The organism is Tychonema sp. LEGE 07196 (genome assembly GCF_963890365.1).
GTDB lineage: Bacteria > Cyanobacteriota > Cyanobacteriia > Cyanobacteriales > Microcoleaceae > Microcoleus.
Window position 1 is genome coordinate 1 of record NZ_CAWPRX010000169.1, and the last position, 23,572, is coordinate 23,572.

The following is a 23,572-nucleotide window of genomic DNA, read 5'->3' on the forward strand; positions in this document are numbered from 1 at the left end:
GGGCATGGGGCATAGGGCATAGGGCATACCTCACTTTTTTGATAACTGCTATAGCCCGTCGCCTGTTTCACAATAAGTACGTTTTATTGTGGGATGAACTTCTAACCGGCCCGTAAAAGACTGATTACAAATAGTGCAAAATCTGAGCACCAATCTAATTAATTATCTCTAACTCTCTAGCAAATGAAGAAACATCCGATCGTTGGTATCACAACTTACAACCGCAGCCTAGCAGGAGAATATTGCTTAAATGGATCCTATATTGATGCAGTGCAAGCGGCTGGCGGCATTCCGATTTTGTTGCCGCCCAATCAATTAGATGCAGCTAGTATTTTTGATGCAGTAGACGGTTTAATTTTTTCGGGGGGCGGAGATATTAACCCCGAACTTTATGGCGGTTTGTGCGATCGCACAGTTTACTCAGTTAACGCAGAACGCGACAATTTTGAATTAAACTTAGCTAAGCTAGCTTTGAAGTCTGACATACCTGTGTTGGGGATTTGTCGCGGAATGCAAATGCTGAATGTAGCCAGCGGCGGCAGTTTGGTGATTCATGTACCGGATGCTTACGGAGAGGATGTTCGTCACGGCACCGGAATTCCCCCGCGCGCGATCGAGCATACCATTGAAATTGAGCCAACCAGTCGGCTAGCAAAAATTATGGGAAAAACTTCAACAACTGTTGTTTCCTGGCATCATCAAGCAGTGCGGAAAGTAACATCCGATTGGCGAATTGTAGCCGATGCACCTGACACTTTGGTAGAAGCAATGGAACACTGCTATCACCCTTGGATGATAGCAATTCAATGGCACCCGGAAATGTCGCCAAAATGTTCGGTAAACTCTGGAATTTTTAAGGCTTTCGTAGAAGCAGCCGCTTCAAGATTGATGAATTCCACCAAGTCTGCATCAAATGCAATTCATACATTTTGAGAGTCACTTATTCTTGATAGTCAGTATCAATTTCAATATCCAGGGTATCTTCATCTATTCTGACATACAGAACATTCGGGCGACAGCAAACCTGACAATCTTCGATATAAGATTGCTCCATACCAGCGCTGATATCAACAAAAGTTGTACTCGGTTCGCCGCAGAAAGCACAGTAATATTCAGCCGTTGTTTGCATTTTTTTCGCACTCTCTTTTTGTGACTTCGTGGCGGTAGCGAAACATATCTGTTAACCGCATTTCCACCCACCAACCTAACAGCAAATCGACAATCGGGCCGCCCGGTATCGAAAAGGCGATCGCATCTGTCAATCGAGTCTGGCCATTTTCTGTAGTAAACTCGTGTCGGTGAGTCCAACGTGTCATCGGCCCCTCAGTTTGTTCGTCAACAAATAAGCGATATTGTTCGCACTCAGTATGAGTCGCCACCCATTTTACCGGAATCGGCCCCAATAACAGCCGAAATTCTGATACAGCACCCACATCGAGTCCGCCCTCCCGGCGAATGATTTTCACCGGTTGCCAAGGCGGAGTCAAAAGTTGCAAAATGTCCGGCCTTTCGTAAAAGTTCCAGACAGTTTCAACGGCAGAATTAATTAGGGATGAATATCGAAAATTAGGCATTTGTTGAATTGAGCTAAACAGTTAATTCGGATATAATTTCAGCATTTGCAGTATTATCTTCTGTATCAGCACAAACAGCAACAGTTAGTTTCAATCCCAAAACATTCAGCCAAGTTCCCAGATTATAAATCGCATTACTTCCTTGCTGCGAAAGCAATTCATCCAGTTTTTTTAAGTGCAATTCATATTGTTCGGGAGTCATTTTTGGTTGACCCAGAGCTTCTGCTACATCGCCCAGAGCAAGTTTCAGCAATTCAGGTTCCGGGTCGATTTCCTCTATAGTCGCCGTTATATAGGCGGCTGACAATGCCGGGTTTTGTCTCAGAGATTCAATCAAAAACGGATGATCTGGGATACTTTTAGCCATTGTTTTAAATCCTGTTGTAATCTGTCCAGTATTCTTTTGCTTGGAGGATATCTCGGTTTTGAGTGCTTTTATCTCCACCGCAGAGGAGAAGCACAATTGTTGTTCCAACTTGCCCAAAATAGATTCGGAAACCAGGGCCATAGTCTATTCTGAGTTCGCAAACTCCTTCTCCAACTGAACGATAGTCTCCCAAATTACCAGTAACAACCCGATTTAGCCTAGATCGAATCTTGGCTTGAGTGTTTGTATCTTTGAAGGAATCAAACCACTCAGCGAAAGGTACTCTGCCATCTGAGGTGACATAACGCTGAATTTCCTTGGGTTGGACTTCTGGCATAATTGTATTATAGTACGTAGCTCCTTATTTTATCTTGTTAAGTTAGCTTTCAATCTACTTACTTGCAAAGATGCGATCCTCTTCGTTGGCGTAGCCCCCGTAGGGGCGGGCTTTCCTTCGGATCGCTTCGCTAACGCTAACGTACTTTCGCATCCGCTATTTCTTAACTCGTCAACTGCAAATCCTCCATCTTAAAATAACTCCTAGCCTCGGCCAAATGTTTTTTCAAAGTCGCTTCCGGTAGCGGCCCTTTTAAATGACTCCAAGGTAAAACCCGATCTAATTTCCACTCTTGAAAAACATAAAAATCCATCTCCGGTAACTCTCCCCGCAATTCCTTAAAAGCCCGTCGATAACTACCCAAAGTATCGCCGTAATGCCGCACTAATTCTAACAGCTTAGACAAACGCCGATCGCCCTTCGACAACACACCCTGAATTACAGACCAGTTATAGCTTTCAGGTCTAAATTCTAAACCTAACTTCCGCAATTCTTTATCTAAAAACTTCAGCCTCTTCTCCGCATCTTTATTCACTCCAAACCACTGAAAAGGAGTGTGAGATTTCGGGACAAAAGTGCTGCATCCAAAAGTCAAACGCAAACCGGGAACCGCTTTTTTAATCGCCCGCATCATCGCCACCGTCTCCTCCAAATCCTCCATCTCTTCCCCCGGAATTCCCGCCATCCCGTAAAGTTTAATTCCTTTTAAACCGCCAGCCTTAGCATTGATAGCCGCCTGAATAATTTCATCGTTAGTGAGTTTTTTGTTAACAATTTTGCGGAGGTTCTCGCTACCGCTTTCCACCGCAATTGTCACAGATTTACTATCTCTGTTTGTCAAGATTTCTGCCAACCTAACTGTCACCGTATTCGTGCGTACTGAAGAAAGACTCAGCCGCACGCCGTCGTATTTCGGATGATTCAAATGTTCCAGCAACTGTTCAAATTCCGGGTGTTGAGTCACAGAAGCGCCCAACAAACCCAAACGATTAGTCACAGCTAAACCGCGATCGATCGCCGGAATTAGCGAACCCTCCAAACTTGCACTTCTAAACGGCAGAGTCAGATAACTTGCTAAACAAAAACGGCACATTTCTGGACAACTGCGAACCACTTCCACCATATAAATATTTTCCCAAGCCGCCTTTTCTGTCACCACAGTAGAAGCAGATAAAGTATTGCCGCGATACGTCTGTTTTTCAACCTCACTGGGAATTTCCGAATCGACAGGCTGAATTGCTTTAATCCCCTCAGTTGCATCCAGATAAGTTACTTCGTACAAACTCGGAATATAAACCCCCGGAACTTGGGCTAAATGCCGCAATTTAGTTGGTCTGTCAGCGGTACGAACTTCCTTACAAGCATCAATAAAATTGTCAATGAGATGTTCGCCATCTCCCAATAAAATTACATCAAAAAAATCTGCAAAAGGTTCTGGATTCGCCGTAAAAACCGGGCCGCCGCCGAATACTATGGGATGGCTATCGGTGCGTTTAGATGCCCAAATCGGAATGTCTAGAGATTCTAATAAATTGAGAATATTTACGTAGTCGAGTTCCCAAGAAAGCGAAAATCCCAGTAATTCTGGATGTCGGGGAAGTTGTTCGCGGATATCAGTAAATAAACGGCTTACTTCAAGATCCGATCGCACAGCCAAAGTAGCCCATACAATCTGATAGCCGAGACTGGTGATGCCAACCGTGTACTCGTTGGGAAATGCAAAAATAGTCGGGATAGCATCAGCATCGGGGGTTGCTGGGGCAAATAGCAGGCGTTCTTGAGCAAAAGGATTAGGAGTCATGGGCAAGTTTAATGTTAACAATAGGTTTGTTACTATCTTATTTTAAGTTATTTTTAAAGTTATTGTATGGTGTATAATTTCTGAATAGACTTGCATTGCACTCAGTCCATTTCAATTATTGAATTGAAATTATCTGCGTTGCATCTGCCTTCAATCAGCGGTTGCCCGATCGAGCTTTTATGCAGATAAAGTATAAATATTTTAAAAAAAATAATCTACCAGCGCAGCCTAGGATTAGTTAGCAGTTACATCTGTTACATCCGCTTTTACTAATCCGTTTCCGAACTTGGTGTTTCAAAGTTACTCTGAAATAGAATTACTCGCGTCTCGGTTTTTCGGCGGCGGTGGGCCGTGAAAAGTCGCAATCAGCAAACAGATAATCCCAGCATTAATAAACACATCTGCCAGATTAAAAACCGGGAACCGAATTATCCGAAAATCCAGAAAATCTATAACGTGGCCCAAAACAAATCGATCGATCCCGTTACCCAGCGCGCCCCCCAAAATTAAACCGTAGCCAGCTTGTTCCCAGCGGTTAATTCGCGGCCCGAACCAAGCCAGCACCATCAATCCCACACTCACCCCCAAAGACAGCCAGCGCAACCAACTCGCCCCACCATTGCTAAACAAACTAAAAGCCGCACCAGTATTAACAACATAAGTGAAGTGAAATATCCCTGGTAACAGCGGCTGAGTCTGCGGAGGAATTGTCAAGTCAAAATTTTGCACTACCCAAAACTTGCTTAGGTGGTCCAAAACTAAACTGATAATAGCAGCAACCCAGAACAAGGGATTTCTTTTAAAACGCATGGATTAGCCAATAGAAGATGGGGTACCGGATCGGAAATAATTTATTCAAATCTCGCGTGTCATTGCGAGCAGAATGCGGTGCAGCAAAGCAATCCCAGCCGCAGCGAGATATTTTTCCTGTTTGGCAATGACAGTATAACCTGATTTGACACAATTACCAATTACTTCTTCCTTCTTCCTTCTTCCTTCTTCCTTCGCAATTAATAAAACATCAAGCGGCGCAAAGTAAATGATAGCAATGCGATCGCACAAACCACTGCCAATTGTCCCGGCAGGGGATAAACCGAATAGGTCAGAATTTCATTTAATAAAGGTACTTTTTTGCCAGGAATCAGCAAGTAGCTAAAAATCAGATAAATTAAGCCGATCGCGTGAACTGTAAATAAACCGCACAAACAGCTAAAAGCCATAGATTCCAGTCGCGAAGCCACCTTAAAAGCGACCCAGCCGCACACCCAAGCACCAGGAATAAAACCCAGCAAATACCCAAAACTCGCTTCTTTAAGATAGCCGATGCCGCCGCCTCGATCGAAAATCGGCCACAAAGTTAATCCTAATACCAAATAGGCAATTTGCGAGAGAGCAGCAGCATTTTTGCCGCCCATGCAGCCTACTAGCAACACGGCTCCAATTTGATAAGTCACGCCTAAAGAGTACGCCTGCAGTCCGCGATCGTCCCACAATCCGATCGGCATTGTCACAGATGCAGGCAAAAAATTGCCTCCAATCGTTAGGAGCAAACCAATAAAAGCCCAGATTAATTCAAGAGGAGCAGGCATTATAGCAGATGTTGAAGGAAGTTCGGCAACGGATTGTGTAACAGATGTAACGGATGAAAGTCGGAAGAAGGTCTTCGTCAGATGCCAGCTTCAACGCTCGCAGCTTTTAAACCCTTCATAATAGCACTACCGTCAAAAAAACCACTATTGTATGGTTTTATGGTTCTCAAACCTGGATATTCCGATAATTTAATGAGGAATTGTTCGCAGCAGGGCGATCGCACCCTTGTTTCCCCACCAATTGATCTTTCACCCATCTTATAAAATTACACTTGCCAAGCTCATCAATGAATTAAATTAATGTTAATTCATATTAAGTTGCGATCGAATGTAAAGATTCTTAACCTAACCTTTACTTTCGCGCGATATGCTATGGCGGGACATCCGTATAACGATCGCAGATTTTGTATACCTATGATTTTTCGTCTGAACCTGATTAATCCAAATCGTGCGACAACAGCAATTTCCGCTGTGGCGATCGCCCTCAGCTTAGCAGCTTGTGGCGGCAGCACAACCAGCAGCAACGGCGACAAAGGAGCATCCCCCGTTGCAGCCCCAGGCACAGCCGCAAACAGCAAACTCACCCTAGCCTCAGACGTAGCCATAACCGCAGCAGGCGCCTCATTCCCAGCCCCCCTATATCAGCGTTGGTTTCAAGACTTTAACAAAATCCACCCCAAAGTACAAATTAACTATCAATCAATAGGCAGCGGTGCCGGAGTCGAACAATTTACCAAAGGCACAGTAGACTTTGGGGCCAGCGACACCGCCATGAAAGACGACGAAATCGCCAAAGTTCCAGCAGACAAAGGCGTGATTTTGCTGCCCATGACAGCCGGCAGCATCGTCATCGGCTACAACCTGCCAGAAGTACCCGAACTCAAACTGCCCAGAGACGTTTATACAGAAATCTTCCTCGGTAAAATTACCAAGTGGAACGACGCCAAAATAGCAGCAGCCAATCCCGGTGTAACATTACCAGACCAAAACATCACCGTCGTCCACCGTTCCGACGGTAGCGGCACCACCGCCATCTTCACCAAACACCTCAGCACCATCAGCCCCGACTGGAAAACAGCAGTAGGCGAGGGCAAAACAGTACAGTGGCCCGCAGGCGTAGGCGCAAAAGGCAACGAAGGCGTCACCAGCCAACTCCTGCAAACAGCAGGCAGCGTCGGCTACATCGAATACGGTTACGCCAAAAACAACAACGTCAAATTTGCATCTTTGCAAAACAAAGCAGGCACATTTGTCGTACCTACAGACGATTCAGCTTCTCAAGCTTTAGCAACTGCGCCCCTGCCCGAAAACCTGCGAGCATTTATCGAAGACCCCGAAGGCGCTCAATCCTATCCAATTGTCACCTACACTTGGATGCTCGTTCCCAAAAAAGTTGCAGACCCCAACAAAGCCAAAGTTATCGAGGCAATGGTGGAATACGGCTTAACCGAAGGTCAAAAAGTTAGTGCCGAATTGGGTTACGTTCCTCTGCCCCAAAACGTCAGAGAAAAAGTTGCTTTGGCCGCCGACGGCATCAGCCCCGACTACAAGATTGAGATTGGCAAATAGTAATTGAAGTCAGTTGACAGTTGACAGTTGACAGTTGACAGTTGTCAGAGGGGAAAAATCCCTTTGGCAAGGCCGAGCGGGTAAAAAAAAGGAAGAAACAATAGAGATATTTCTGTAGGGGTGGGTTCACCAACAATAATTGCCTAAAACCCACAATCTTGTAAACCCACCCCACCCAACTTCGATATCTTTCGGTGCATCTATTTATGTAGATACCGTAGGGTGCGTCGCCACCAACAATCTACCGGGAAAGCTCTAAAATCTGGCAGCGACGCACCCTACAAGGGGCAGGTTTTACCAGAAATATTTGTTGAAAAGTCAGGAAATTATCAACCTACCCTTCTTGAATTTGATCTATAGTCTTTCTTTCTGCTTTCTTCTAGCTAGCTTTTTGGCAAAAATGCAATTTTTCCTTACTATTTTTTTGGATTTTTGTATATGATTTCAGATAGTAACACCGCTCAACCAGAGAAACGTTCCCGCTCTCGGATAGAAAAATCCTTAGACCAAGGCTTTATCTGGCTGACTCGGATTTTGGGAATCGGAGTTGGCGTAATTTTGCTGGTAATCGCGCTAACCGTTGCTTTCAGAGCTTTACCAGCGATTCAACAGTACGGTTTGGGCTTTCTGTTTAGCAGTGATTGGAATCCGGTTAAAGAAGAGTACGGTGCGCTGCCGATGATTTACGGGACGATCGTCAGTTCTGCGATCGCGCTCCTAATTGCAGTACCATTAGGAGTAGGGACTGCCATCTTTTTGAGCGAAGACTTTTTGCCGCTGCCAGTGCGTACAGCTTTAGTTTTCTTAGTAGAACTTTTAGCCGCTATTCCCAGCGTAGTCTACGGTTTGTGGGGCATTGCTGTATTGATCCCCATTATTACCAACATCGGAAAGTTTCTCAACGGTAACTTCGGATGGCTGCCAATTTTTAGCACAGCGCCAGTGGGGCCGGGAATGTTACCCGCCGGAGTAATTTTGGGGATTATGACTTTGCCCATTATTACTGCTATCTCGCGCGACTGTTTAGCAAGCCTCCCCCCCGAATTGCGACAAGCATCTCTGGGTTTGGGAGCAACTCGCTGGACAACAATCTTTAGAGTCCTCGTACCAGCAGCTTTTTCCGGCATTGTCGGCGGAATTATGCTAGGCCTCGGCCGGGCGATGGGAGAAACGATGGCCGCAACGCTGTTAATTGGAAATTCCAATCAGTTAAGTGCTTCTGTGCTAGCTCCTGCAAATACTATTGCTTCTCTGATGGCAAATCAATTTGCCGAAGCTTCAGGATTGCAAGTGGCCGCTCTGATGTACGCGGGGCTAATTCTGTTTATTATGACACTGATTGTCAATATTTTGGCAGAGTGGATTGTTTCTCAAGTAAGAGCGAAGTACAACTAGAAGTTTGGCACAATTTCCTACATAGTTTTAGTTTATGTCAAAGAGAGCCTCCGATGAGAATCCTGTTGGATCGAAAACAGGCAGTTTGAAGAAGGTTAAAAACAGCCCGCAAGCGCTGTTTGGTATGGCGATGACTGTACTGGCTGGAGCTTGTCTGGCTGTCACTCTGCTGCCTTTGTTTGCAGTGCTTTCCTACGTAGCCGTACAAGGTTTTAATCGCCTAAATTTAGACTTGTTTACGAAGCTGCCGCCCGCACCGGGACTGTCGGGAGGCGGTATCGCCAATGCCATTATCGGTACGTTAATGACCGTAGGAATTGCTTCTCTAATTGCTGTTCCTTTTGGCGTATTGGCCGCCGTTTATTTGTCGGAGTTTAGTAGCGGCAAAATCACCCGCTGGGTGCGCTTTGCTACTAATGTCCTCAGCGGCGTTCCTTCGATTATTGCCGGGGTATTTGCCTACGGTTTGTTTGTGGTCAATATGGGAGGTTTTTCGGCAATTGCAGGGGGCGCGGCGCTGGCTGTGTTGATGTTGCCGACAATTGTGCGAACTACTGACGAAGCCCTACAACTTGTCCCGCAAGATATTAGATGGGCGTCGGTGGGTGTGGGTGCTTCTAATTATCAAACAGTGTTGCAGGTAGTTTTGCCTGCGGCAATTCCGGCTATCTTAACTGGTGTGACGCTGGCAATTGCCCGCGCTGCTGGAGAAACTGCTCCTTTGATTTTCACGGCGCTGAATTCGCCTTTTTGGCCGGCAGGATTTGATAAGCCAACTCCGTCGCTTTCGGTTTTGGTTTATAACTTTGCAACGGTTCCTTTTCAGGCACAGAAAGAGTTGGCTTGGGCGGCATCTTTGATTTTGGTGTTGATGGTTTTGCTGACGAGTATTCTGTCTCGTTGGGCTACTCGCCAAAAGGTTTATTGAAGGAAGAAGGAAGAAGGAAGAAGGAAGAAGGAAGAAGGAAGATTTTCTCCCTCTCCAACTTTTCCACTTTCATTTTCTCATTATTTTGTAAAATTTGATTGGAGCATTACGTGTATGATGATGGATTTGGACAAGCAGACGGAAACTGTTTTACGGACTGAAAATATCAATATTTTTTACGGCGGTTTTCACGCGGTAAAAAATGTTTCGCTAGAAATTCCTAAAAATCAGATTACTGCTTTGATCGGGCCTTCTGGCTGCGGAAAAAGTACAATTCTCCGATGTTTTAATCGTCTCAACGATTTAGTTAGCGGTTTTCGTTTAGAGGGCAGAATTCATTACCAAGGTCAAAATCTTTACGACCCTGATATTGATGCTGTGGAGGTGCGCCGCAAGATTGGGATGGTGTTTCAAAAGCCGAATCCTTTCCCGAAGTCAATTTATGACAATATTGCTTACGGTGCGAGGGTGAACAATTATAAGGGAGATATGGATGAGCTGGTGGAAAAGTCGCTCAAACAAGCTTATTTGTGGGATGAGGTTAAGGATAAGTTAAAGCAAAGCGGTTTTTCTCTTTCGGGCGGCCAGCAGCAGCGTTTGTGTATTGCTAGGGCGATCGCGATTAATCCCGATGTAGTATTGATGGATGAACCTTGCGCTTCTCTTGACCCGATTTCGACGATTAAGGTTGAGGAGTTGATGCGGGAACTCAAGGAGAAGTATACCATCGTAATTGTGACTCACAATATGCAGCAGGCTTCTCGGGTTTCTGACCTGACTGCTTTTTTCAATGCTAAACTTTCTGACGATGGGAAGCGGTTTGGCTATCTTGTGGAGTGTGACAAAACTGAGGTGATTTTCCAAAGTCCGAAGGAAGAGTCTACTTTGGATTATGTAAGCGGCCGTTTTGGTTGAGTTGCGGGAGTCTGCGGGAGTCTCCGCAGGCTGCGCCACGATTTTTAATCTCTAAATTATCTTGAAAATTGAGCTAGCGACGCACCTGAGAATTTCTAGGGTGCGTCGCTAGCTCGAAAATCAATTTTGATTCAGAGATTTTTAATGGCGACACAACCGACGGAAGACATTTGCATGATTTTCAATAGTTAGTATTATATCATGTCCGATCGATCATCGGAACAAAAAAGGTTCGCAGTACGGACTTCAGTCCGATTCATATTGCCTATGCAAGTCCGCACTACGAACTAATTTTAGAGTAGAGGAAATTTTTATAAAAAAATTGTATAACTGAAGAATTCCGGTGCCTTGGAGACACCGGAATTCTGGGTTTTATATTTAATAGCTCGATCGCACTTTTTGCAGATACAAGCCGCTAATTTTGTTGAAGAAGTTATCGAAGAGTTCACATTTTCTTCATCCAATACTTTAACAAATTTTCCTTGACCATGTTCTGCCGCATAACTTCTAGCAAGTATTCCTGAGCTTGGTCTTGGCTCAAGCTTTTGACTTGTTCGCTGAGGACTTGCAGTTTGAACTGCTGTTCCATGCTGAGGCTGGTTGTAGGCATATCCATAATTCGCTCCTTCAGTTTGCTGATATCGATGCGAGTTCGATCGAAATGACGTTTCGCAAGATTTGTTGTGTCTCCTACATTGTAAACTATCATAACATTCACTTGACAATATGTCCAAAGTAGACATTTTGAGACTAATTTGTGCCGCAAAAGTACATCTAAGTGGGGGGAGCTTTATCATAAAACAGGGGTAAAAACCGGGAAGCCTAAGCCAAAGGAGCTATTTTGTATGGATGCAATGGAGTTTTTTCAGAGTAGTGCTGGAGAATGGCGATCGCAGCGCAGCACTCACCACCTCGCTTTCCGTCAAGCGGAGATTGGGGATTCAAATATTCAGGTAACGGCTCTGGGTGCGGATGACGCGCGAGTGGCTGAAATTTGCCAGATGCACGAGGTCGATCCGAGTCGGGCTGCTGGGGGAGCATTTGTGACTTGGCACGGCACTATGGCGTGGGATAAGGATGATGAGAATCACAAGGGCTCTACCGTATTCGCGATCGTCCCAGATCCTGAGAATCCGCGGCAGGGTTTGATGTTGCGGGAACGGGGCTATGCGGAAATTGTGCCGGTGGCCGGCCGTTTTGAAATGGATGATGAGGATGCGCTGCTGCTGATTACCGAATACGAGACGATGAGTTCGATCGAGCGTTTTTGGTTTGCCAATCCCAACGTGCGGATGCGGACGAGTAGCGTCAAGCGCTTTGGCGGTTTCAGCACTTCAACTTTTTGCACTGAAATTCGAGTGGAACCAGACTCGGATGCAGCGGCCCCGGCTGCCGAGAAGGAACCGGTTGCTAGCGAGTTTTACTCGGCCCTAGGCTGGTAATTTATTTGGCAGTGGGTAGTTGGCCCGAAAGCAGTTGGCCCGAAAGCAGTGGGTAGTTGTCAGCGAACAGTCAACAGCGAACAGTCAACAGCGAACAGTCAACAGTCAACAGTCAACAGCGAACAGTCAACAGTCAACAGTCAACAGCGAACAGTCAACAGTCAACAGTCAACAGCGAACAGTCAACAGTCAACAGCGAACAGTCAACAGCGAACAGTCAACAGTCAACAGTCAACAAATGTTACAGATTGTTGCAAAAAATCAGGAAAACCAGATTTAGATTGCCCGAATCCCCTAATCTGTATGTTGGTTAGTTGTATCGTTATGCTGGCAGCTCGCGGTATCAACTATTTCTGAAATTTGAGATAACGGAGATTATAACGTGGCGCTTCCTTTGTTAAATTACGCCCCCAAAAGCCAAAACCAGCGCGTTGCTGGTTACGAACTGGGGGGCGACGAGCAGCCGAGAGTTTTCACAACTGAAAACGTGCTCTCGTCGGGAGACATGGAAAATTTGATTTGGGCTGGATATCGCCAGATTTACAGCGAACACCAAATCCTCAAGAGCAACCGCCAAACGTTTTTGGAGTCGCAACTAAAGTTCGGCCAGATTACGGTGCGGGATTTCATTCGCGGTTTGGCGACTTCGGCTCCTTTCTTGGAGCGGAATTACCAAACTAACAGCAACTACCGATTTGTCGAAATGTGCGTGCAGCGCATTTTGGGCCGGGATGTTTACAGCGATCGCGAAAAGATTGCTTGGTCGATCGTGGTAGCTACTAAGGGGCCTCAAGGGTTTATTGACGAGTTGGTCAATAGCGATGAGTACCTGGAAAAGTTCGGCTACGATACAGTACCTTACCAACAGCGCCGGATTTTGCCTCAGCGTGTTGGAGGAGAAACTCCTTTCAACCTGAAGACTCCTCGCTACGGTGAGTACCACCGCTCGCAGCTAGGCTTCCCGCAAATCATTTGGCAGACGACTGTTCGCCGTTTTGTTCCTCAAGAGCAGCAAGCCAAGGCCGGCGATCCGTCCAACTATTTGGGTATGGCGCGGCAAGTCGCAGCTCCTGCTACTCCCCCGCAGCGGGTGCCGTTGGCCAATATCAATATCGAGACGATGGTTCCTTACCGTCGGTAATTGATGCTGCCTGGTGCGATTATTTGTGTCGGGCGATCGACTTTTAGTCTAAAAGAATTTTGAGTTTTGAGTTTTGAGGTTTGAGTTTTTTACTAAACTTGGAATCCAAAACTCAGGACTCATAATTTTTTAGCCCACATTCCGCCGCGGTAAAACTTCGCGTTACAGCGAACTCAGGTTAATTCGGCTCCACTACCTTACCGCAGTCTAATTTAATGATGCGATCGCAAAAATCAAAATAGCGGTCATCGTGACTAATTGCCAGCACGGTTTTACCTCGCTGTTTTAACTCTGGTAACAGTTGTTTGTAAAAGATTTCTCGGAAGTAGGGATCTTGATCTGCTGCCCACTCATCGAATAAATAAATGGGACGATCTTCTAAATAAGCAGTTAGGAGTGCCAGACGTTTACGCTGTCCTTGGGAAAGTTCAATCGTGGAAAAACGACCATTTTTAATTTGCATTTTTTGGTCTAATTGAAGTTTTTTCAGATAATTATCCGCTTGAATATCTAGATTATCTAAATCTAATCCCAGCAAACGTTCAAATAAATAAAAATCATAAAATACAGTAGAAAACAACTGACGGTAATCTTGACGGTTACGATCGCTAACCATCTTAGCATCAAGATAAATCGCGCCCGCATCAGGAATATACAGTCCAGTAATTAGTTTTGCCAGAGTAGATTTACCACTACCATTTCCACCTACAATAAAAATTATTTCTCCTGGATATAACTTTAAATCGATTGGTCCCAATGTGAAACTTTCCTCTTGCTCTTTGCCGTAGGTATGACTAATACCAATGAGTTCAATACTCTGGAAATTAAGCGGTGTTTTAAGTTCAGAAGAAAATGCTTCAGAACGACTAGCAAGTGATAACCCCAATTTTTCAATATTGTGCAACGCGACGCTGGCGCGACTCAATCCAGGTAGCAAAGCAAGCGCTCGCTGTAACGGTTCAGTTAAATAAGTAATGACAAGTACGTAACCTGATAAAACAGTGGCATTAAGAGGCGTAAATTTGGGCAAAGCGAAGACTAATAAACCGACAATTACCAAGAATATTAATTGTCCAACGCCGTTAGAAATACCGAATAGTTTTACACATTCAATGTCGTAATAAAGAGTTGCTGCCGCTGTGATTTTCAGTTCTTCATTGACAAAAGCTTGATGGCGTTTGCTATTTAATTTTAGTTCTTTAATTCCATTAGTAATCGTGTGAAAATGTTTAAATAAATTATCTTGCTCTTTTCGGGCAAGGCTGAGAAATACCTGAGCTTTTGCTGACAAAATTTTCAGCAATACTAAGGCAAATGTTAATGCGATCGCCGTCACTAAAAATACTACCCACGACAACCAGTACAAGTATACCAAGCAACCTAAAATTAGTGCAATATCAATCCACAAAAAGGGGATGCTACCAATCGTGTTGCCAATCATTTCGGTATCTTCTGTTAAAGTGGCTATAATCCGATTCGTCCCGATTTCTTCTAGATGCCGAAGGGGACAAGCTAAGATCCAATCACTTAATTTCAACCGCAGTTCGTAAACGCTATTGTATGATACACTAGATAATAAATACTGAGATATAAGATTAGTTAAAAAAGCGACGGTTGCTAATCCAATAAAACCTAAAAAGAGTTGTTCTGTTTGATTGACATTGCTACTAATGGCATTATTAATTAACGCAATTAATGAAGCGCTACAAGCCCCGCTGATTGAACCTGTGAGGGCTGCGATCGCAACTGTAAACCAAGACGACTGGAGGAGAAACCACATCATCTTCATGATAATTCAACCTCAAAAAATGATTTTTATTTTGGGTTTTATAAAATACTAGAAATTAATTTTAAATTTCCAGGGTTTTTTTCAAATCGTGTTCCACATAATCTGGTTCACGAAATGGCTTACCATCTATCTCTACCCAAGCATGAGCTTCAAATGGTTTAAGCTTCACTCCTGTACACCATAAAACTGACTGACCTTTGCTTAAAGCGAAAAGTACGAAAGCTAATGAGAATTCTAAGCAAGCAGATCTTCCCAAATAAAATGAGCTAGATTGATGTATGGCTGTCCACGCAGTGTCTGCTTCTTCCCTGCTCATTTTACGAAAGTAGGAACGTCTTGCTAGGCGAATAAACTTGACAATCGTTATAAGAGAAAAAAGTCGTAGCATGACATGTGCTGCGGTTAGAGCCAACAAACCTCTGAGCCTATCTACCCCTTTTAAGCTTGAGTCAATCGAACTCAATGACATTATTTTACTCATGATCGATATTTACTCCTGACACTAACGTTTATTGCCAATCTAGTTTTTAACTCAGTTATACTTGCTTAAAAAAATATTATAATTATTACTTAGCCAGCCACAATAGCTAGTTTATATACCGCTGGGTCTTCTGTCAAGCAAGCCAGCTTTTAGCAGAGAAAAAACAAAATTCTCCATATCTTTTTTAATCACATCTTTTGAGGCATTATATGATTTTGATACTTCGTTGATTGCCAAATCAAATGAGTCATATTTTTCCAAAGCTTGCCAAAATTCAACTGCACTGTCTTTTAAAGCATAGTAAGTGTTTTTACGTAAATCCATTAAGATTATAACATCTTCAAGTATCGTTGTGGTAACGTATTTGGGAATATAAAATTTTGGCATTGTAATTTGTCCTGTTAAATACAAACAATGAAAATTAGCATCTTTAGACTTTAAGCATTTTCACTTTAAATAAGCTCGATCAAAAAAATGGTTAGACTTAAGTACGCTACGCAGCCAAAACTCAACTTCTAATGTAATTTCAAATTGGCATAAACCTATATTAAATCCCATGCTAAAATTTTCTATTGCAATCCTAAATTTTTCTACGTCTATTAATCCAAGGTCTGCTAAACAGGAACTTTGGAGCAATTCATTAACCTGGGTTTGATTCTGCCGTATGCCGTCAAACATATCACGCGTGTAGTCACCTTTAGTTGTTCTGTTTAGTATAATCTCTGGTAAATCATAACGAAAGGCTGCATGTAGTAGTGGCTTAAACATAAATGGAGTGGTTTTTTCCTCAGTTCTTGCACAGAGACAAGCATCAACTACCAATGAGTCCAAATAAGGGACATCTAGATTGACGCCATAAATTTCAGCTACCTGCTGGAGAATCCTGCAACTGCGCCCCATAGCATAAATACTCTCAATAGCACCATGCTGACCTGGCTGGTTTGAAAATGGTTTAGCATCTGCCATGTACTGTTGTAACTGCTGTATGACCAACTCAGTGGTTTTTTGTGTATACCAACTAGCACAACTTGGAGGACTAGACCAAGCTATAATTTTCTGAATTTGTTCATATGATATTTGACCACTTTTTAGTTTTTTAGTTTGCTGCAACAGCCAACAACGGTAAGAGGTAGTTGCCAGCTTTACAGAATTACTTATTAAAGCTATTGGTGAAATATTTTTAACTTTTGCCCAACCAAAAGAATGCCTAATTAGTGTACCTAAATGTGCATTCTGAACAAGATCTGCCAGATATGAATAGGGTGCCAAAAGAACTGCGTCACCACCATCTCCGCTCAGATGCAACTGAGAGCCTTTCGACTTAACGACTTCTAGACCATAGAGAAATCGGCCCAAGGTAGTCGCAACTGGCGCAGGCTCATCGGTCATTGGCATTTCATCCAGATTGCTATAAGCCATAGGAAATTTGTTACTATCCAAAACTACGGAGCTAATATTGGGATAAAAACTAGCCGCCTGCTGTGCATACTTTAAATCTTCCAGCTCAGTAACAGAACTACTTGCAAACGTTATAGTGTGCAATTTACGACCCTGATTAGCTAAAGTTTTAGCCGCTATTAAAGATAAGCTGGTAGAGTCCATACCACCACTCAGATCGCTAGTTACAATGTCGTATAAATCTACTCTTCGTTCAACAGCAGCGATCAACTGTTCTCGTAACTGTTCGGCTGCTTCTAACCTGTCTTTAAGCTCTGTTGGCTCTGTCCAGTATGGCTCACAGACAACCTTGCCAGGGGATACTTGCAGATAGTGGCCTGGAGGAACTATTTGTATGTTGCAAAAAGGAGAGGAATTTTTATCTATACCTATCATTCCAGGATACATTAGCCAAGCAGCAAGCCAAGATAAATTTACTTTTGCATCGATCAGTTCTTTTATCGCAACACAATGCGAAGAATACACGATCGAAGAATTTTTTACCGTGTAAAATATGGGCTTAAGGCTTGCTATATCTGTAAAAATATAATTTTGATTCCCATCTTTGACAATAAGGTTGTAATTACCTGGCAACTTCATTAAAATCCTGTAATCTTTAGTTCTTACAGCCAAATTAATTTGGTCAAAGAGAGGCTCACTATGTATCAATAATCGACCAATAATCGCCAGCTCGACTTCTCCCTGAGATAAGTAAAAATAGTCAGTTTTCTTCCAAGACCCGCAGAGGAAAAGATAACTTTTGTCTTTCCATATAATCTGAGAGTTACAAGGATTTGCGAAAGCTAGAGCAACATCTTCAGCTTCAGCTAAAAAGCCATAAAACCAACGAAATATTGTTTGCTTCATATCTTTAATTAAGCTTTGAGTTTTATACAATGCCGATCAAAAATTGTTGTTATAAAGTCTTAGTATCTGTAAATTTTCACTCTCAAACTACCCACAACTTTTATTATTAGTTCTTGAAAACAGTATTTATCATGCTGTTGTGAAAATATTTTGTAGCGCGAGCACCACGCTCGCGCTATAGTCTACAGAACAAGCGGAAACGTTACAACCATAAGATACCCTACTTACCAGTAGAATCTTCTCTGATCTCGCGTGTCAGCTAAACCACCACCCAACGTGGCTTCAACTACGTTGCCCAGTGGCAATAGTTGGGGAGCTTTATATGGCTTCAGTTTGATATCTTGAGCTTGGTTTTGTAAGGATTGATGATCGGTGTTCATACACTTCTCCTTTTTCAGCTTTTAGTAACTGCTTTTATAAATATATCACTAAGCCAGCAACTTTTGGCTCAAAGCATTCATAGTTTTTTTTTTATCATAGATGGCTTGAGGTATTAAAAAAGCTTTTCAATTCAGATTTACCATATCGAATAAAATTAAAAATAAAACTCAAAGAGATACAGCAAAATATTTGAATAGAGAGAAAAAACATGAGCGATAAAGTAGACTATGCCTTGACGGATATTGTGATGGATGCCTATGTTTTAAAACCAGATGGGTACCCGATTCCCCAAAGTTCTTCTCCAACAGTTATTGCTGCTGCATTACGGCTTTTACAGGTGCCTCCAGGTGCGAGGGTTTTGGAAGTGGGGACGGGTTCAGGTTACAGTACGGCTTTGTTGGCTCACCTTGTGGGATCTGACGGCTTTGTCGTTTCTTTGGATGTAGACTCAAATCTGGTTAAACGTGCCAGCAGTTTATTGACCAAAAATAATTTAGCTAACGTAAAAGTTGTGGTGGCAGATGGTCGATCGGGCTGCTCGACAGAAGCACCTTTTGACCGCATTATTGTTTGGGCAACTGCGGATATAATCCCACACACCTGGATCGAACAATTATCTCCGGGCGGGTTAATTGTTGCACCTGTCCGATTAAGGCAATTAGCTGCTACTACGGCGATCGCGCGGGTACGTTTGGATACCAATAAAAACCCGATCGGAGAACGGGTAATTCCTGGGGGGTTTGTCCCCTTGACAGACAAACCCTTAACTCATTGGTATGGCCCCGCTCAAGATGCCGACATTAAGGCTGAAATAAAGATAGAAAATGCTGAAATGGAGACAGATGTAATCTGGGCTAGTGCTGAGTGGTTGCGGCAAGAACAACAAATAGGGGAAGCAGAACAAATCCTGGAATTGATGCAAGTAGCTTCACGCCAGGAGGGCCCTCTCTACCCCGATGAGGATGTGGAAGCTTTGCGCGCTTACTTGTTGGCTACCTATCCAGAAGGTTTCACAACTGCATATACGCAGAATCTCGGACCAGCTATTGGCTGCAGTCAGCCTGGAAGTCTAGCTATGCTGTCTCTGTGTGGCGAGGGTTATGCAGCAGCAGGGGAACGCGATGCGGCAGTAAAGCTTTCAGACTGGATTTCTAGCTGGCGTGCTAGTGGGCGATCGGGTTTTGAGCAATTGCGACCTGTTTTAAAGTACGTTCAGTGCGGCTATCAAGTAGGGGTAACGCTGTAGTAAGGTCTTTAGTCCTTCTTTCTGAATAAAAAAAGAAAGGACTAAAGTCCTTACTACAAACGGCGCAACCGCAATATTTTTAACAGGGTGTTGAATTGATCGGGTAAAGGTGCGATCGCCTCAATCAATTCTCCTGTTACCGGATGCTGCAAAGTCAGCCTCCAAGCGTGCAGGGCTTGTCCGGTTAAATTCACGCCGATCGAACGGTTGGAACTGTAAACGGGGTCGCCGACAATCGGGTGTTTGATTTCGGCTGTGTGGACGCGAATTTGATGGGTGCGTCCGGTTTCTAATTGATAGTGGATTAAGCAATAGTTGCCGAGTCTTTCTTGAATTTTCCAGTGAGTAACTGCGGGGCGGCCGCCTTTTTCTTCTGGTACTACTGCCATTTTTTTGCGGTCTGTGGGATGCCTGCCGATGGGTAGGTCTATTGTGCCTGTTTCGGTGTTAGGAACTCCGTAAACTACGCCTAAATATTCGCGGCGGGCGGTTTTGGTTTTCAGTTGGGCTTGCAGGTGTTGGTGGGCAATGTCGGTTTTGGCGATCGCGATCGCACCTGTTGTATCTTTGTCTAATCTGTGGACGATTCCGGGCCGGTGAACTCCGCCGATTTCTGCTAGGGGACAATGGGCTAAGAGAGCGTTGACTAATGTACCGTCTGGGTGTCCGGCTGCTGGGTGAACGACTAATCCGGCTGGTTTGTTGATGATAATTAGGCTGTCATCTTCGTAGAGGATAGACAGGGGAATTGCTTCGGCTTGTAAGGATGTGGGCTGGGTTTCGGGTAAGGTGAGGTGGATGCGATCGCCCGTTTTTACTGAGATTTTTTTCGAGGTGCAGGTTTGGTCGTTGACTTTGACGTGGCCTTGTGATATGAGGGTTTGCACGCGCGATCGGGATAAGTCTGGTATCTGGTTTGACAGCCAAATATCTAATCGTTGAGTAACATTAATCGGGTTAAATTCCTCTGTATTTTCTACTGTATATATCTGTGCCGCCGTCTCTGTTTCTATCATTTAATTAATTTTTACAGTTTTTGCCGATTTTATCAAGCAGGAATTACGCAAAGATCAGACGGCGGTTGAAACCGCGTCTATAAAGACAAAACCCGCCTCCGCGGGTTGAAGACAAAGGCAATACAAATTACGTTATCCTCTTCATTTATCCTCTTCAGTCCGCGGAGGCGGACATCGTTTGTATAGCAGCGGTTTTAACCGCCGTCTAATCTTTTATTCTAGCATTTTTTAGTCTAATTGTCAATGCAAGCGACAATTATCGCAGTGGCCGCACCGCATAGATTGAGATTCATTGGTAAAGCCAAAAGCTTGCAGCAAAAATTGCCACCGGCACTTTCGATGTTTGAGATATTGTGCCATTTCAGCAGCGGCGGTAAAATTTTGTTTTGCGCCTTTTTGCTGTGCAGATTTATTGATAACATAATTAAAAGGATCTTCCCATGTTAATTGTCCGCTGCTGTGCAAGATGGAAAGGGCGAGATCGCTTTCGGGAAATTCGCGAGAAACAGCTTCTATATTTCCTTTAACTGGCAGTTGTTGGGCTAACTGCTGCGCTTCTCGGTATTGCGATCGCAATTTATCTTGAAAAAACTCCTTTCTTTGTTTGTCTTCGGGATAAAGCAAGCCCGTAGGTTCGCTAATCAATGTCAGGGCGATCGCCGATTTGCCGTCGCGTCCGCCTCTACCAATTTCCTGAATGTATTCCGATAATAGCAAAGGTGCTTGAAAATGCACAACCCACCGCACATCCGGCTTGTTAATTCCCATCCCGAAGGCGGAGGTACACACCACAAATTTAAGATCGTTGTTCAGCCAAGCTGTTTCGATTTTTCGCCGCGATTCTGGACTCAAACCTGCATGATATGCTGCGGTTTCACAGCCTGATTCTTCCAGCAAATCCGCCAAGTTTTCGCTATCTTTTCTAGTGCGGACGTACACTAAACCTGCTTGTTTTGATCGAGCTTTGATAAAATTTAATAATTGCTGTTTGCGTCCTCTCGGAGTCCAAACTGTTTGAACTTGCAGGTGTAAGTTAGAACGGTAAGGACTTAGGAGAAATGCTTCGGGTTTTTGCAGTTGCAAAACATTTTTGATTGTTTTTTGTGCTTCCGGGTTGGCGGTAGCGGTGAAAGCTGCGATCGCCATTTTACTTCCTTGCGGTTTAGCTTTCAACAAAGCCGACCGCACTGTCCCCAAACGGCGGTAAGCTGGTCTAAAGGTATCGCCCCACTGCACTAAACAGTGAGCTTCGTCTAATATCAAACCGTCTATTTGGATTTGCGGCTGACTGATAATTTCCCAAACTGGTTTGCTGAGCAATGTTTCGGGAGACAGGTACAGCAATCGCAATTTATTTTGTTGCAGCAATTGCATCGTTTGTCGGCGCTGCTGTGTTGGAATTTGACTGTGGAGGATAGAAGCGGGGAGATTGCGATCGCGCAATTCTTGCACTTGATTTTCCATCAGCGCGACTAAGGGCGAAACTACCAAAGTCAAGTTTGTTTGTAACAAAGCTGGTAGTTGAAAGCAGATTGATTTTCCGCCTCCTGTCGGCATAATTATAATTGTATCTTTTCCGGCTAACAAATTGCCGACTATTTCTCCTTGCGGCGGTCGAAAGTCGTCGTATCCCCAGATTTTTTGGAAGGCGGCGCGGGCTTGATTTAATGATGTGGGTTCTGGTTGGTATTTCATTTTATTTCCAAATCAGAAGAGTTAATTATAGCAGACAGGAATTACGCATCAATGACAATTACACTCGCCCTTGCGACTTCAGAAACCGGGTTTCTTCGTAGGCTTTTCGTTACTAATCGCAAAATTTTCTTAGAAACCCGGTTTCTCGCTCATGGGCGTCAGCCGTTAAACTGTCCGAAGTGTTATTTTAATAGCAGTTAATAATTTTACTCGAATTTGAATTATGAACGCAAGCACCTTGAGCGAAGTTTTCAGCTATCGACAAAAGACTTGTGAGCTTTCCGATACAGCAGGGGCGGTAGAGGCGTTACATGAAGATGGTTTTGCGCTGATTCCCGGTGTGCTCGACGAGTCGGAAATCGTGGCAGCCCGGGAAGCACTCGATCGCCTGCAACCCTTCGGACTTGATGGTAGCAGTTGGAGTGAATTGAACAAACATTTTAAATGCGTGTTTAATCGCGATCGGCTGTGGCTTTCCTATGCCGATCGACCTGGTATTATTGAATTGGCAGAAGCATTGATGGGCAGCGATTGCCACATTATCGGCATGACTGCATGGAAAAGCGGGCCCGGTTACGACGGTTGGCGCGTCCACGTCGATCAGGTGTTTGTGCCACTGCCCGAAAGCGTGTTTGCTGTTAGCGGAGCCCTCGAAGAAAATCGCACTTTTCAACTGCCAGTATGGATCTGTACAGCCCATTTCTATCTCAGCGACATCACAGAAGACCTCTGTCCTACCTATATTATTCCTGGCAGTCACAAATCGGGTAGAAAACCCGAACGCGGGGAAGAAACTTGGAACGGACACTCCCTAGAACCAGTTTTGTGCAAAGCTGGAGATGTGCTGTTTTTCCGCAGTGAAATTTGGCACTCTGGCGGCAGAAATACCACTGTCGATGGTAGTCGCTATATGCTGCAAGTTCATTATTCCCACCGCAACATCGCGCAGAAATTTTCGCCTTGGCCGTGGCAGTTCAATCCCGAAATTATCGCTACCGCTACAGAGCGGCAACTGCGACTTTTAGGCAAACATCCTGAGTCAAATTACGGTTAAAATACATTGCTAATTTTGTTTGAGGCGCGACCGACAAATAAACGGAAAATGTCATATTTATTTGAGAGTTGGAGTTTTGGATTTGAGATTGCGATCGATTCTAGAGGCGGGTAAATCTCCGAATATCTTGAGCAATCCAAAATCCAAAATCCAAAATCTCAAATCGCCTAAGATTGACCGTCTCGGCGGCCGAGTTCGTAAACGCCGCCGCCAATACAGGCGATAGTACCCATAGATACCGCCCAACCAGTACCCAGAGACCATTCGACTCCCCAATTGCACAATCCGCCCGCAATCAAAAAGGGCACAATGCTCAACAGCGAAGCATAAAAGGCATTTTGAGCTTCTCTGGCTTGGCGGGTTCTTTCAAACTCGGCTTCGGAGGTGTAGAGGGATCTTTCGGCAAAATTCATCCAGCGGTTGAGTTGCAGGATTACCCATTCTGTCAGGGGCGACAGACCCCAGTACAGGGCTAAAGACCACAAGGAGGCACCGGCGATCGCAGTTGCGTCTATGGCAAAACTAAAAGGGAAAATTTCAGTAAGCAT

26 protein-coding genes are annotated in these 23,572 nt (G+C 44.2%); 10 read left to right on the plus strand and 16 right to left on the minus strand.

Going from position 1 to position 23,572, the window contains the following annotated elements; all coding sequences use genetic code 11:
* Positions 1-183 precede the first annotated feature (183 nt).
* Positions 184-933 carry a gamma-glutamyl-gamma-aminobutyrate hydrolase family protein gene (locus AACV78_RS20380; protein WP_194008968.1) on the plus strand — a complete coding sequence of 250 codons (750 nt, stop codon included), beginning with the start codon at positions 184-186 and terminating at the stop codon, positions 931-933.
* A gap of 7 nt (positions 934-940) precedes the next feature.
* Here the strand turns inward: AACV78_RS20380 and AACV78_RS20385 are convergent, their stop codons facing one another.
* The 8 genes from AACV78_RS20385 to AACV78_RS20420 all read right to left on the minus strand — a co-directional run bounded on the left by AACV78_RS20385 (position 941) and on the right by AACV78_RS20420 (position 5,668).
* Entirely contained in the window at positions 941-1,129 is a 189-nt protein-coding gene (locus tag AACV78_RS20385) for a CPXCG motif-containing cysteine-rich protein (RefSeq protein WP_015176827.1), read from the minus strand.
* A complete protein-coding gene (locus AACV78_RS20390) occupies positions 1,113-1,574 on the minus strand; it encodes an SRPBCC family protein (protein ID WP_194008967.1) in 462 nt (153 codons plus the stop codon). The genes AACV78_RS20385 and AACV78_RS20390 overlap by 17 nt, the downstream gene beginning before the upstream one ends.
* Positions 1,575-1,587: 13 nt before the next feature.
* Positions 1,588-1,941 carry a helix-turn-helix domain-containing transcriptional regulator gene (locus AACV78_RS20395; RefSeq protein ID WP_194008966.1) on the minus strand — a complete coding sequence of 118 codons (354 nt, stop codon included), beginning with the start codon at positions 1,939-1,941 and terminating at the stop codon, positions 1,588-1,590.
* Between the two features lie 4 nt (positions 1,942-1,945).
* Positions 1,946-2,278 (minus strand): type II toxin-antitoxin system RelE/ParE family toxin, encoded by a 333-nt coding sequence (locus AACV78_RS20400; protein WP_194008965.1) that lies wholly within the window; start codon positions 2,276-2,278, stop codon positions 1,946-1,948.
* Between the two features lie 163 nt (positions 2,279-2,441).
* The gene (locus tag AACV78_RS20405; RefSeq protein WP_194008964.1) at positions 2,442-4,079 is read right to left on the minus strand and encodes a B12-binding domain-containing radical SAM protein; all 1,638 of its coding nucleotides are present in this window, start codon (positions 4,077-4,079) and stop codon (positions 2,442-2,444) included.
* 300 nt (positions 4,080-4,379) lie between these two features.
* The gene (gene lspA, locus AACV78_RS20410) at positions 4,380-4,889 is read right to left on the minus strand and encodes a signal peptidase II (RefSeq protein ID WP_194008963.1); all 510 of its coding nucleotides are present in this window, start codon (positions 4,887-4,889) and stop codon (positions 4,380-4,382) included.
* A 45-nt stretch (positions 4,890-4,934) separates the two neighbouring features.
* A complete protein-coding gene (locus tag AACV78_RS20415; protein ID WP_194008962.1) occupies positions 4,935-5,141 on the minus strand; it encodes a hypothetical protein in 207 nt (68 codons plus the stop codon).
* A complete protein-coding gene (locus tag AACV78_RS20420) occupies positions 5,090-5,668 on the minus strand; it encodes a biotin transporter BioY (protein ID WP_194008961.1) in 579 nt (192 codons plus the stop codon). The genes AACV78_RS20415 and AACV78_RS20420 overlap by 52 nt, the downstream gene beginning before the upstream one ends.
* Positions 5,669-6,082: 414 nt before the next feature.
* Here AACV78_RS20420 and pstS point away from each other — a divergent pair, with 414 nt between their 5' ends.
* The 4 genes from pstS (at position 6,083) to pstB (ending at position 10,475) form a co-directional block, all read left to right on the plus strand.
* Positions 6,083-7,237 carry a phosphate ABC transporter substrate-binding protein PstS gene (gene pstS, locus AACV78_RS20425; RefSeq protein ID WP_194008959.1) on the plus strand — a complete coding sequence of 385 codons (1,155 nt, stop codon included), beginning with the start codon at positions 6,083-6,085 and terminating at the stop codon, positions 7,235-7,237.
* Positions 7,238-7,675: 438 nt separating this feature from the next.
* The gene (gene pstC / locus AACV78_RS20430) at positions 7,676-8,632 is read left to right on the plus strand and encodes a phosphate ABC transporter permease subunit PstC (protein WP_194008958.1); all 957 of its coding nucleotides are present in this window, start codon (positions 7,676-7,678) and stop codon (positions 8,630-8,632) included.
* Between the two features lie 34 nt (positions 8,633-8,666).
* Positions 8,667-9,560, plus strand: coding sequence for a phosphate ABC transporter permease PstA (gene pstA, locus AACV78_RS20435; protein ID WP_194008957.1), 894 nt, complete (start codon positions 8,667-8,669; stop codon positions 9,558-9,560).
* A 114-nt stretch (positions 9,561-9,674) separates the two neighbouring features.
* Complete coding sequence (pstB, locus tag AACV78_RS20440) at positions 9,675-10,475, plus strand: phosphate ABC transporter ATP-binding protein PstB (RefSeq protein ID WP_194008956.1); 801 nt, start codon at positions 9,675-9,677, stop codon at positions 10,473-10,475.
* A gap of 445 nt (positions 10,476-10,920) precedes the next feature.
* Here the strand turns inward: pstB and AACV78_RS28785 are convergent, their stop codons facing one another.
* On the minus strand, positions 10,921-11,184 hold the full coding sequence (locus tag AACV78_RS28785) for an NblA/ycf18 family protein (RefSeq protein ID WP_445329592.1): 264 nt from the start codon (positions 11,182-11,184) through the stop codon (positions 10,921-10,923).
* 136 nt (positions 11,185-11,320) lie between these two features.
* Here AACV78_RS28785 and AACV78_RS20450 point away from each other — a divergent pair, with 136 nt between their 5' ends.
* The 3 genes from AACV78_RS20450 (at position 11,321) to AACV78_RS20460 (ending at position 13,058) form a co-directional block, all read left to right on the plus strand.
* Positions 11,321-11,917 carry a phycobiliprotein lyase gene (locus AACV78_RS20450; protein ID WP_194008955.1) on the plus strand — a complete coding sequence of 199 codons (597 nt, stop codon included), beginning with the start codon at positions 11,321-11,323 and terminating at the stop codon, positions 11,915-11,917.
* Positions 11,918-11,936: 19 nt separating this feature from the next.
* Entirely contained in the window at positions 11,937-12,197 is a 261-nt protein-coding gene (locus AACV78_RS20455) for a hypothetical protein (RefSeq protein ID WP_194008954.1), read from the plus strand.
* A 102-nt stretch (positions 12,198-12,299) separates the two neighbouring features.
* Positions 12,300-13,058: a phycobilisome rod-core linker polypeptide gene (locus AACV78_RS20460; RefSeq protein ID WP_194008953.1), complete on the plus strand. Its 759-nt coding sequence runs from the start codon at positions 12,300-12,302 to the stop codon at positions 13,056-13,058.
* Between the two features lie 178 nt (positions 13,059-13,236).
* Here the strand turns inward: AACV78_RS20460 and AACV78_RS20465 are convergent, their stop codons facing one another.
* The 4 genes from AACV78_RS20465 to AACV78_RS20480 all read right to left on the minus strand — a co-directional run bounded on the left by AACV78_RS20465 (position 13,237) and on the right by AACV78_RS20480 (position 17,632).
* On the minus strand, positions 13,237-14,847 hold the full coding sequence (locus tag AACV78_RS20465) for a cyclic peptide export ABC transporter (RefSeq protein WP_194008952.1): 1,611 nt from the start codon (positions 14,845-14,847) through the stop codon (positions 13,237-13,239).
* Between the two features lie 61 nt (positions 14,848-14,908).
* On the minus strand, positions 14,909-15,328 hold the full coding sequence (locus AACV78_RS20470) for a lasso peptide biosynthesis B2 protein (protein ID WP_194008951.1): 420 nt from the start codon (positions 15,326-15,328) through the stop codon (positions 14,909-14,911).
* 111 nt (positions 15,329-15,439) lie between these two features.
* On the minus strand, positions 15,440-15,715 hold the full coding sequence (locus AACV78_RS20475) for a PqqD family protein (protein ID WP_194008950.1): 276 nt from the start codon (positions 15,713-15,715) through the stop codon (positions 15,440-15,442).
* Positions 15,716-15,775: 60 nt separating this feature from the next.
* Positions 15,776-17,632: an albusnodin/ikarugamycin family macrolactam cyclase gene (locus tag AACV78_RS20480; protein WP_194008949.1), complete on the minus strand. Its 1,857-nt coding sequence runs from the start codon at positions 17,630-17,632 to the stop codon at positions 15,776-15,778.
* 589 nt (positions 17,633-18,221) lie between these two features.
* Between AACV78_RS20480 and AACV78_RS20485 the strand changes: the two genes are divergently transcribed.
* Positions 18,222-19,259: a protein-L-isoaspartate O-methyltransferase family protein gene (locus AACV78_RS20485; RefSeq protein ID WP_194008948.1), complete on the plus strand. Its 1,038-nt coding sequence runs from the start codon at positions 18,222-18,224 to the stop codon at positions 19,257-19,259.
* Between the two features lie 53 nt (positions 19,260-19,312).
* Here AACV78_RS20485 and AACV78_RS20490 read toward each other — a convergent pair whose 3' ends face one another.
* Positions 19,313-20,275 carry an RluA family pseudouridine synthase gene (locus tag AACV78_RS20490; RefSeq protein WP_194008947.1) on the minus strand — a complete coding sequence of 321 codons (963 nt, stop codon included), beginning with the start codon at positions 20,273-20,275 and terminating at the stop codon, positions 19,313-19,315.
* 240 nt (positions 20,276-20,515) lie between these two features.
* On the minus strand, positions 20,516-21,970 hold the full coding sequence (locus AACV78_RS20495) for a RecQ family ATP-dependent DNA helicase (protein WP_194008946.1): 1,455 nt from the start codon (positions 21,968-21,970) through the stop codon (positions 20,516-20,518).
* A gap of 223 nt (positions 21,971-22,193) precedes the next feature.
* On the opposite strand from AACV78_RS20495, the gene AACV78_RS20500 reads away from it, so the two are divergent.
* Entirely contained in the window at positions 22,194-23,024 is an 831-nt protein-coding gene (locus AACV78_RS20500) for a phytanoyl-CoA dioxygenase family protein (RefSeq protein WP_194008945.1), read from the plus strand.
* 167 nt (positions 23,025-23,191) lie between these two features.
* Here the strand turns inward: AACV78_RS20500 and AACV78_RS20505 are convergent, their stop codons facing one another.
* Positions 23,192-23,572: a hypothetical protein gene (locus tag AACV78_RS20505; RefSeq protein WP_194008944.1), complete on the minus strand. Its 381-nt coding sequence runs from the start codon at positions 23,570-23,572 to the stop codon at positions 23,192-23,194.

Coding starts and splice junctions, on each gene's coding strand:
- AACV78_RS20505 (WP_194008944.1), bottom strand. CDS start 23,572: ATGCTTACTGAAATTTTCCCTTTTAGTTTTGCCATAGACGCAACTGCG.
- AACV78_RS20420 (WP_194008961.1), bottom strand. CDS start 5,668: ATGCCTGCTCCTCTTGAATTAATCTGGGCTTTTATTGGTTTGCTCCTA.
- AACV78_RS20380 (WP_194008968.1), top strand. CDS start 184: ATGAAGAAACATCCGATCGTTGGTATCACAACTTACAACCGCAGCCTA.
- AACV78_RS20400 (WP_194008965.1), bottom strand. CDS start 2,278: ATGCCAGAAGTCCAACCCAAGGAAATTCAGCGTTATGTCACCTCAGAT.
- AACV78_RS20470 (WP_194008951.1), bottom strand. CDS start 15,328: ATGAGTAAAATAATGTCATTGAGTTCGATTGACTCAAGCTTAAAAGGG.
- AACV78_RS20475 (WP_194008950.1), bottom strand. CDS start 15,715: ATGCCAAAATTTTATATTCCCAAATACGTTACCACAACGATACTTGAA.
- pstS (WP_194008959.1), top strand. CDS start 6,083: ATGATTTTTCGTCTGAACCTGATTAATCCAAATCGTGCGACAACAGCA.
- AACV78_RS20390 (WP_194008967.1), bottom strand. CDS start 1,574: ATGCCTAATTTTCGATATTCATCCCTAATTAATTCTGCCGTTGAAACT.
- AACV78_RS20485 (WP_194008948.1), top strand. CDS start 18,222: ATGAGCGATAAAGTAGACTATGCCTTGACGGATATTGTGATGGATGCC.
- lspA (WP_194008963.1), bottom strand. CDS start 4,889: ATGCGTTTTAAAAGAAATCCCTTGTTCTGGGTTGCTGCTATTATCAGT.
- AACV78_RS20480 (WP_194008949.1), bottom strand. CDS start 17,632: ATGAAGCAAACAATATTTCGTTGGTTTTATGGCTTTTTAGCTGAAGCT.
- AACV78_RS20490 (WP_194008947.1), bottom strand. CDS start 20,275: ATGATAGAAACAGAGACGGCGGCACAGATATATACAGTAGAAAATACA.
- AACV78_RS20465 (WP_194008952.1), bottom strand. CDS start 14,847: ATGAAGATGATGTGGTTTCTCCTCCAGTCGTCTTGGTTTACAGTTGCG.
- pstC (WP_194008958.1), top strand. CDS start 7,676: ATGATTTCAGATAGTAACACCGCTCAACCAGAGAAACGTTCCCGCTCT.
- AACV78_RS20405 (WP_194008964.1), bottom strand. CDS start 4,079: ATGACTCCTAATCCTTTTGCTCAAGAACGCCTGCTATTTGCCCCAGCA.
- AACV78_RS20495 (WP_194008946.1), bottom strand. CDS start 21,970: ATGAAATACCAACCAGAACCCACATCATTAAATCAAGCCCGCGCCGCC.
- pstB (WP_194008956.1), top strand. CDS start 9,675: ATGATGATGGATTTGGACAAGCAGACGGAAACTGTTTTACGGACTGAA.
- pstA (WP_194008957.1), top strand. CDS start 8,667: ATGTCAAAGAGAGCCTCCGATGAGAATCCTGTTGGATCGAAAACAGGC.
- AACV78_RS28785 (WP_445329592.1), bottom strand. CDS start 11,184: ATGATAGTTTACAATGTAGGAGACACAACAAATCTTGCGAAACGTCAT.
- AACV78_RS20450 (WP_194008955.1), top strand. CDS start 11,321: ATGGATGCAATGGAGTTTTTTCAGAGTAGTGCTGGAGAATGGCGATCG.
- AACV78_RS20395 (WP_194008966.1), bottom strand. CDS start 1,941: ATGGCTAAAAGTATCCCAGATCATCCGTTTTTGATTGAATCTCTGAGA.
- AACV78_RS20500 (WP_194008945.1), top strand. CDS start 22,194: ATGAACGCAAGCACCTTGAGCGAAGTTTTCAGCTATCGACAAAAGACT.
- AACV78_RS20385 (WP_015176827.1), bottom strand. CDS start 1,129: ATGCAAACAACGGCTGAATATTACTGTGCTTTCTGCGGCGAACCGAGT.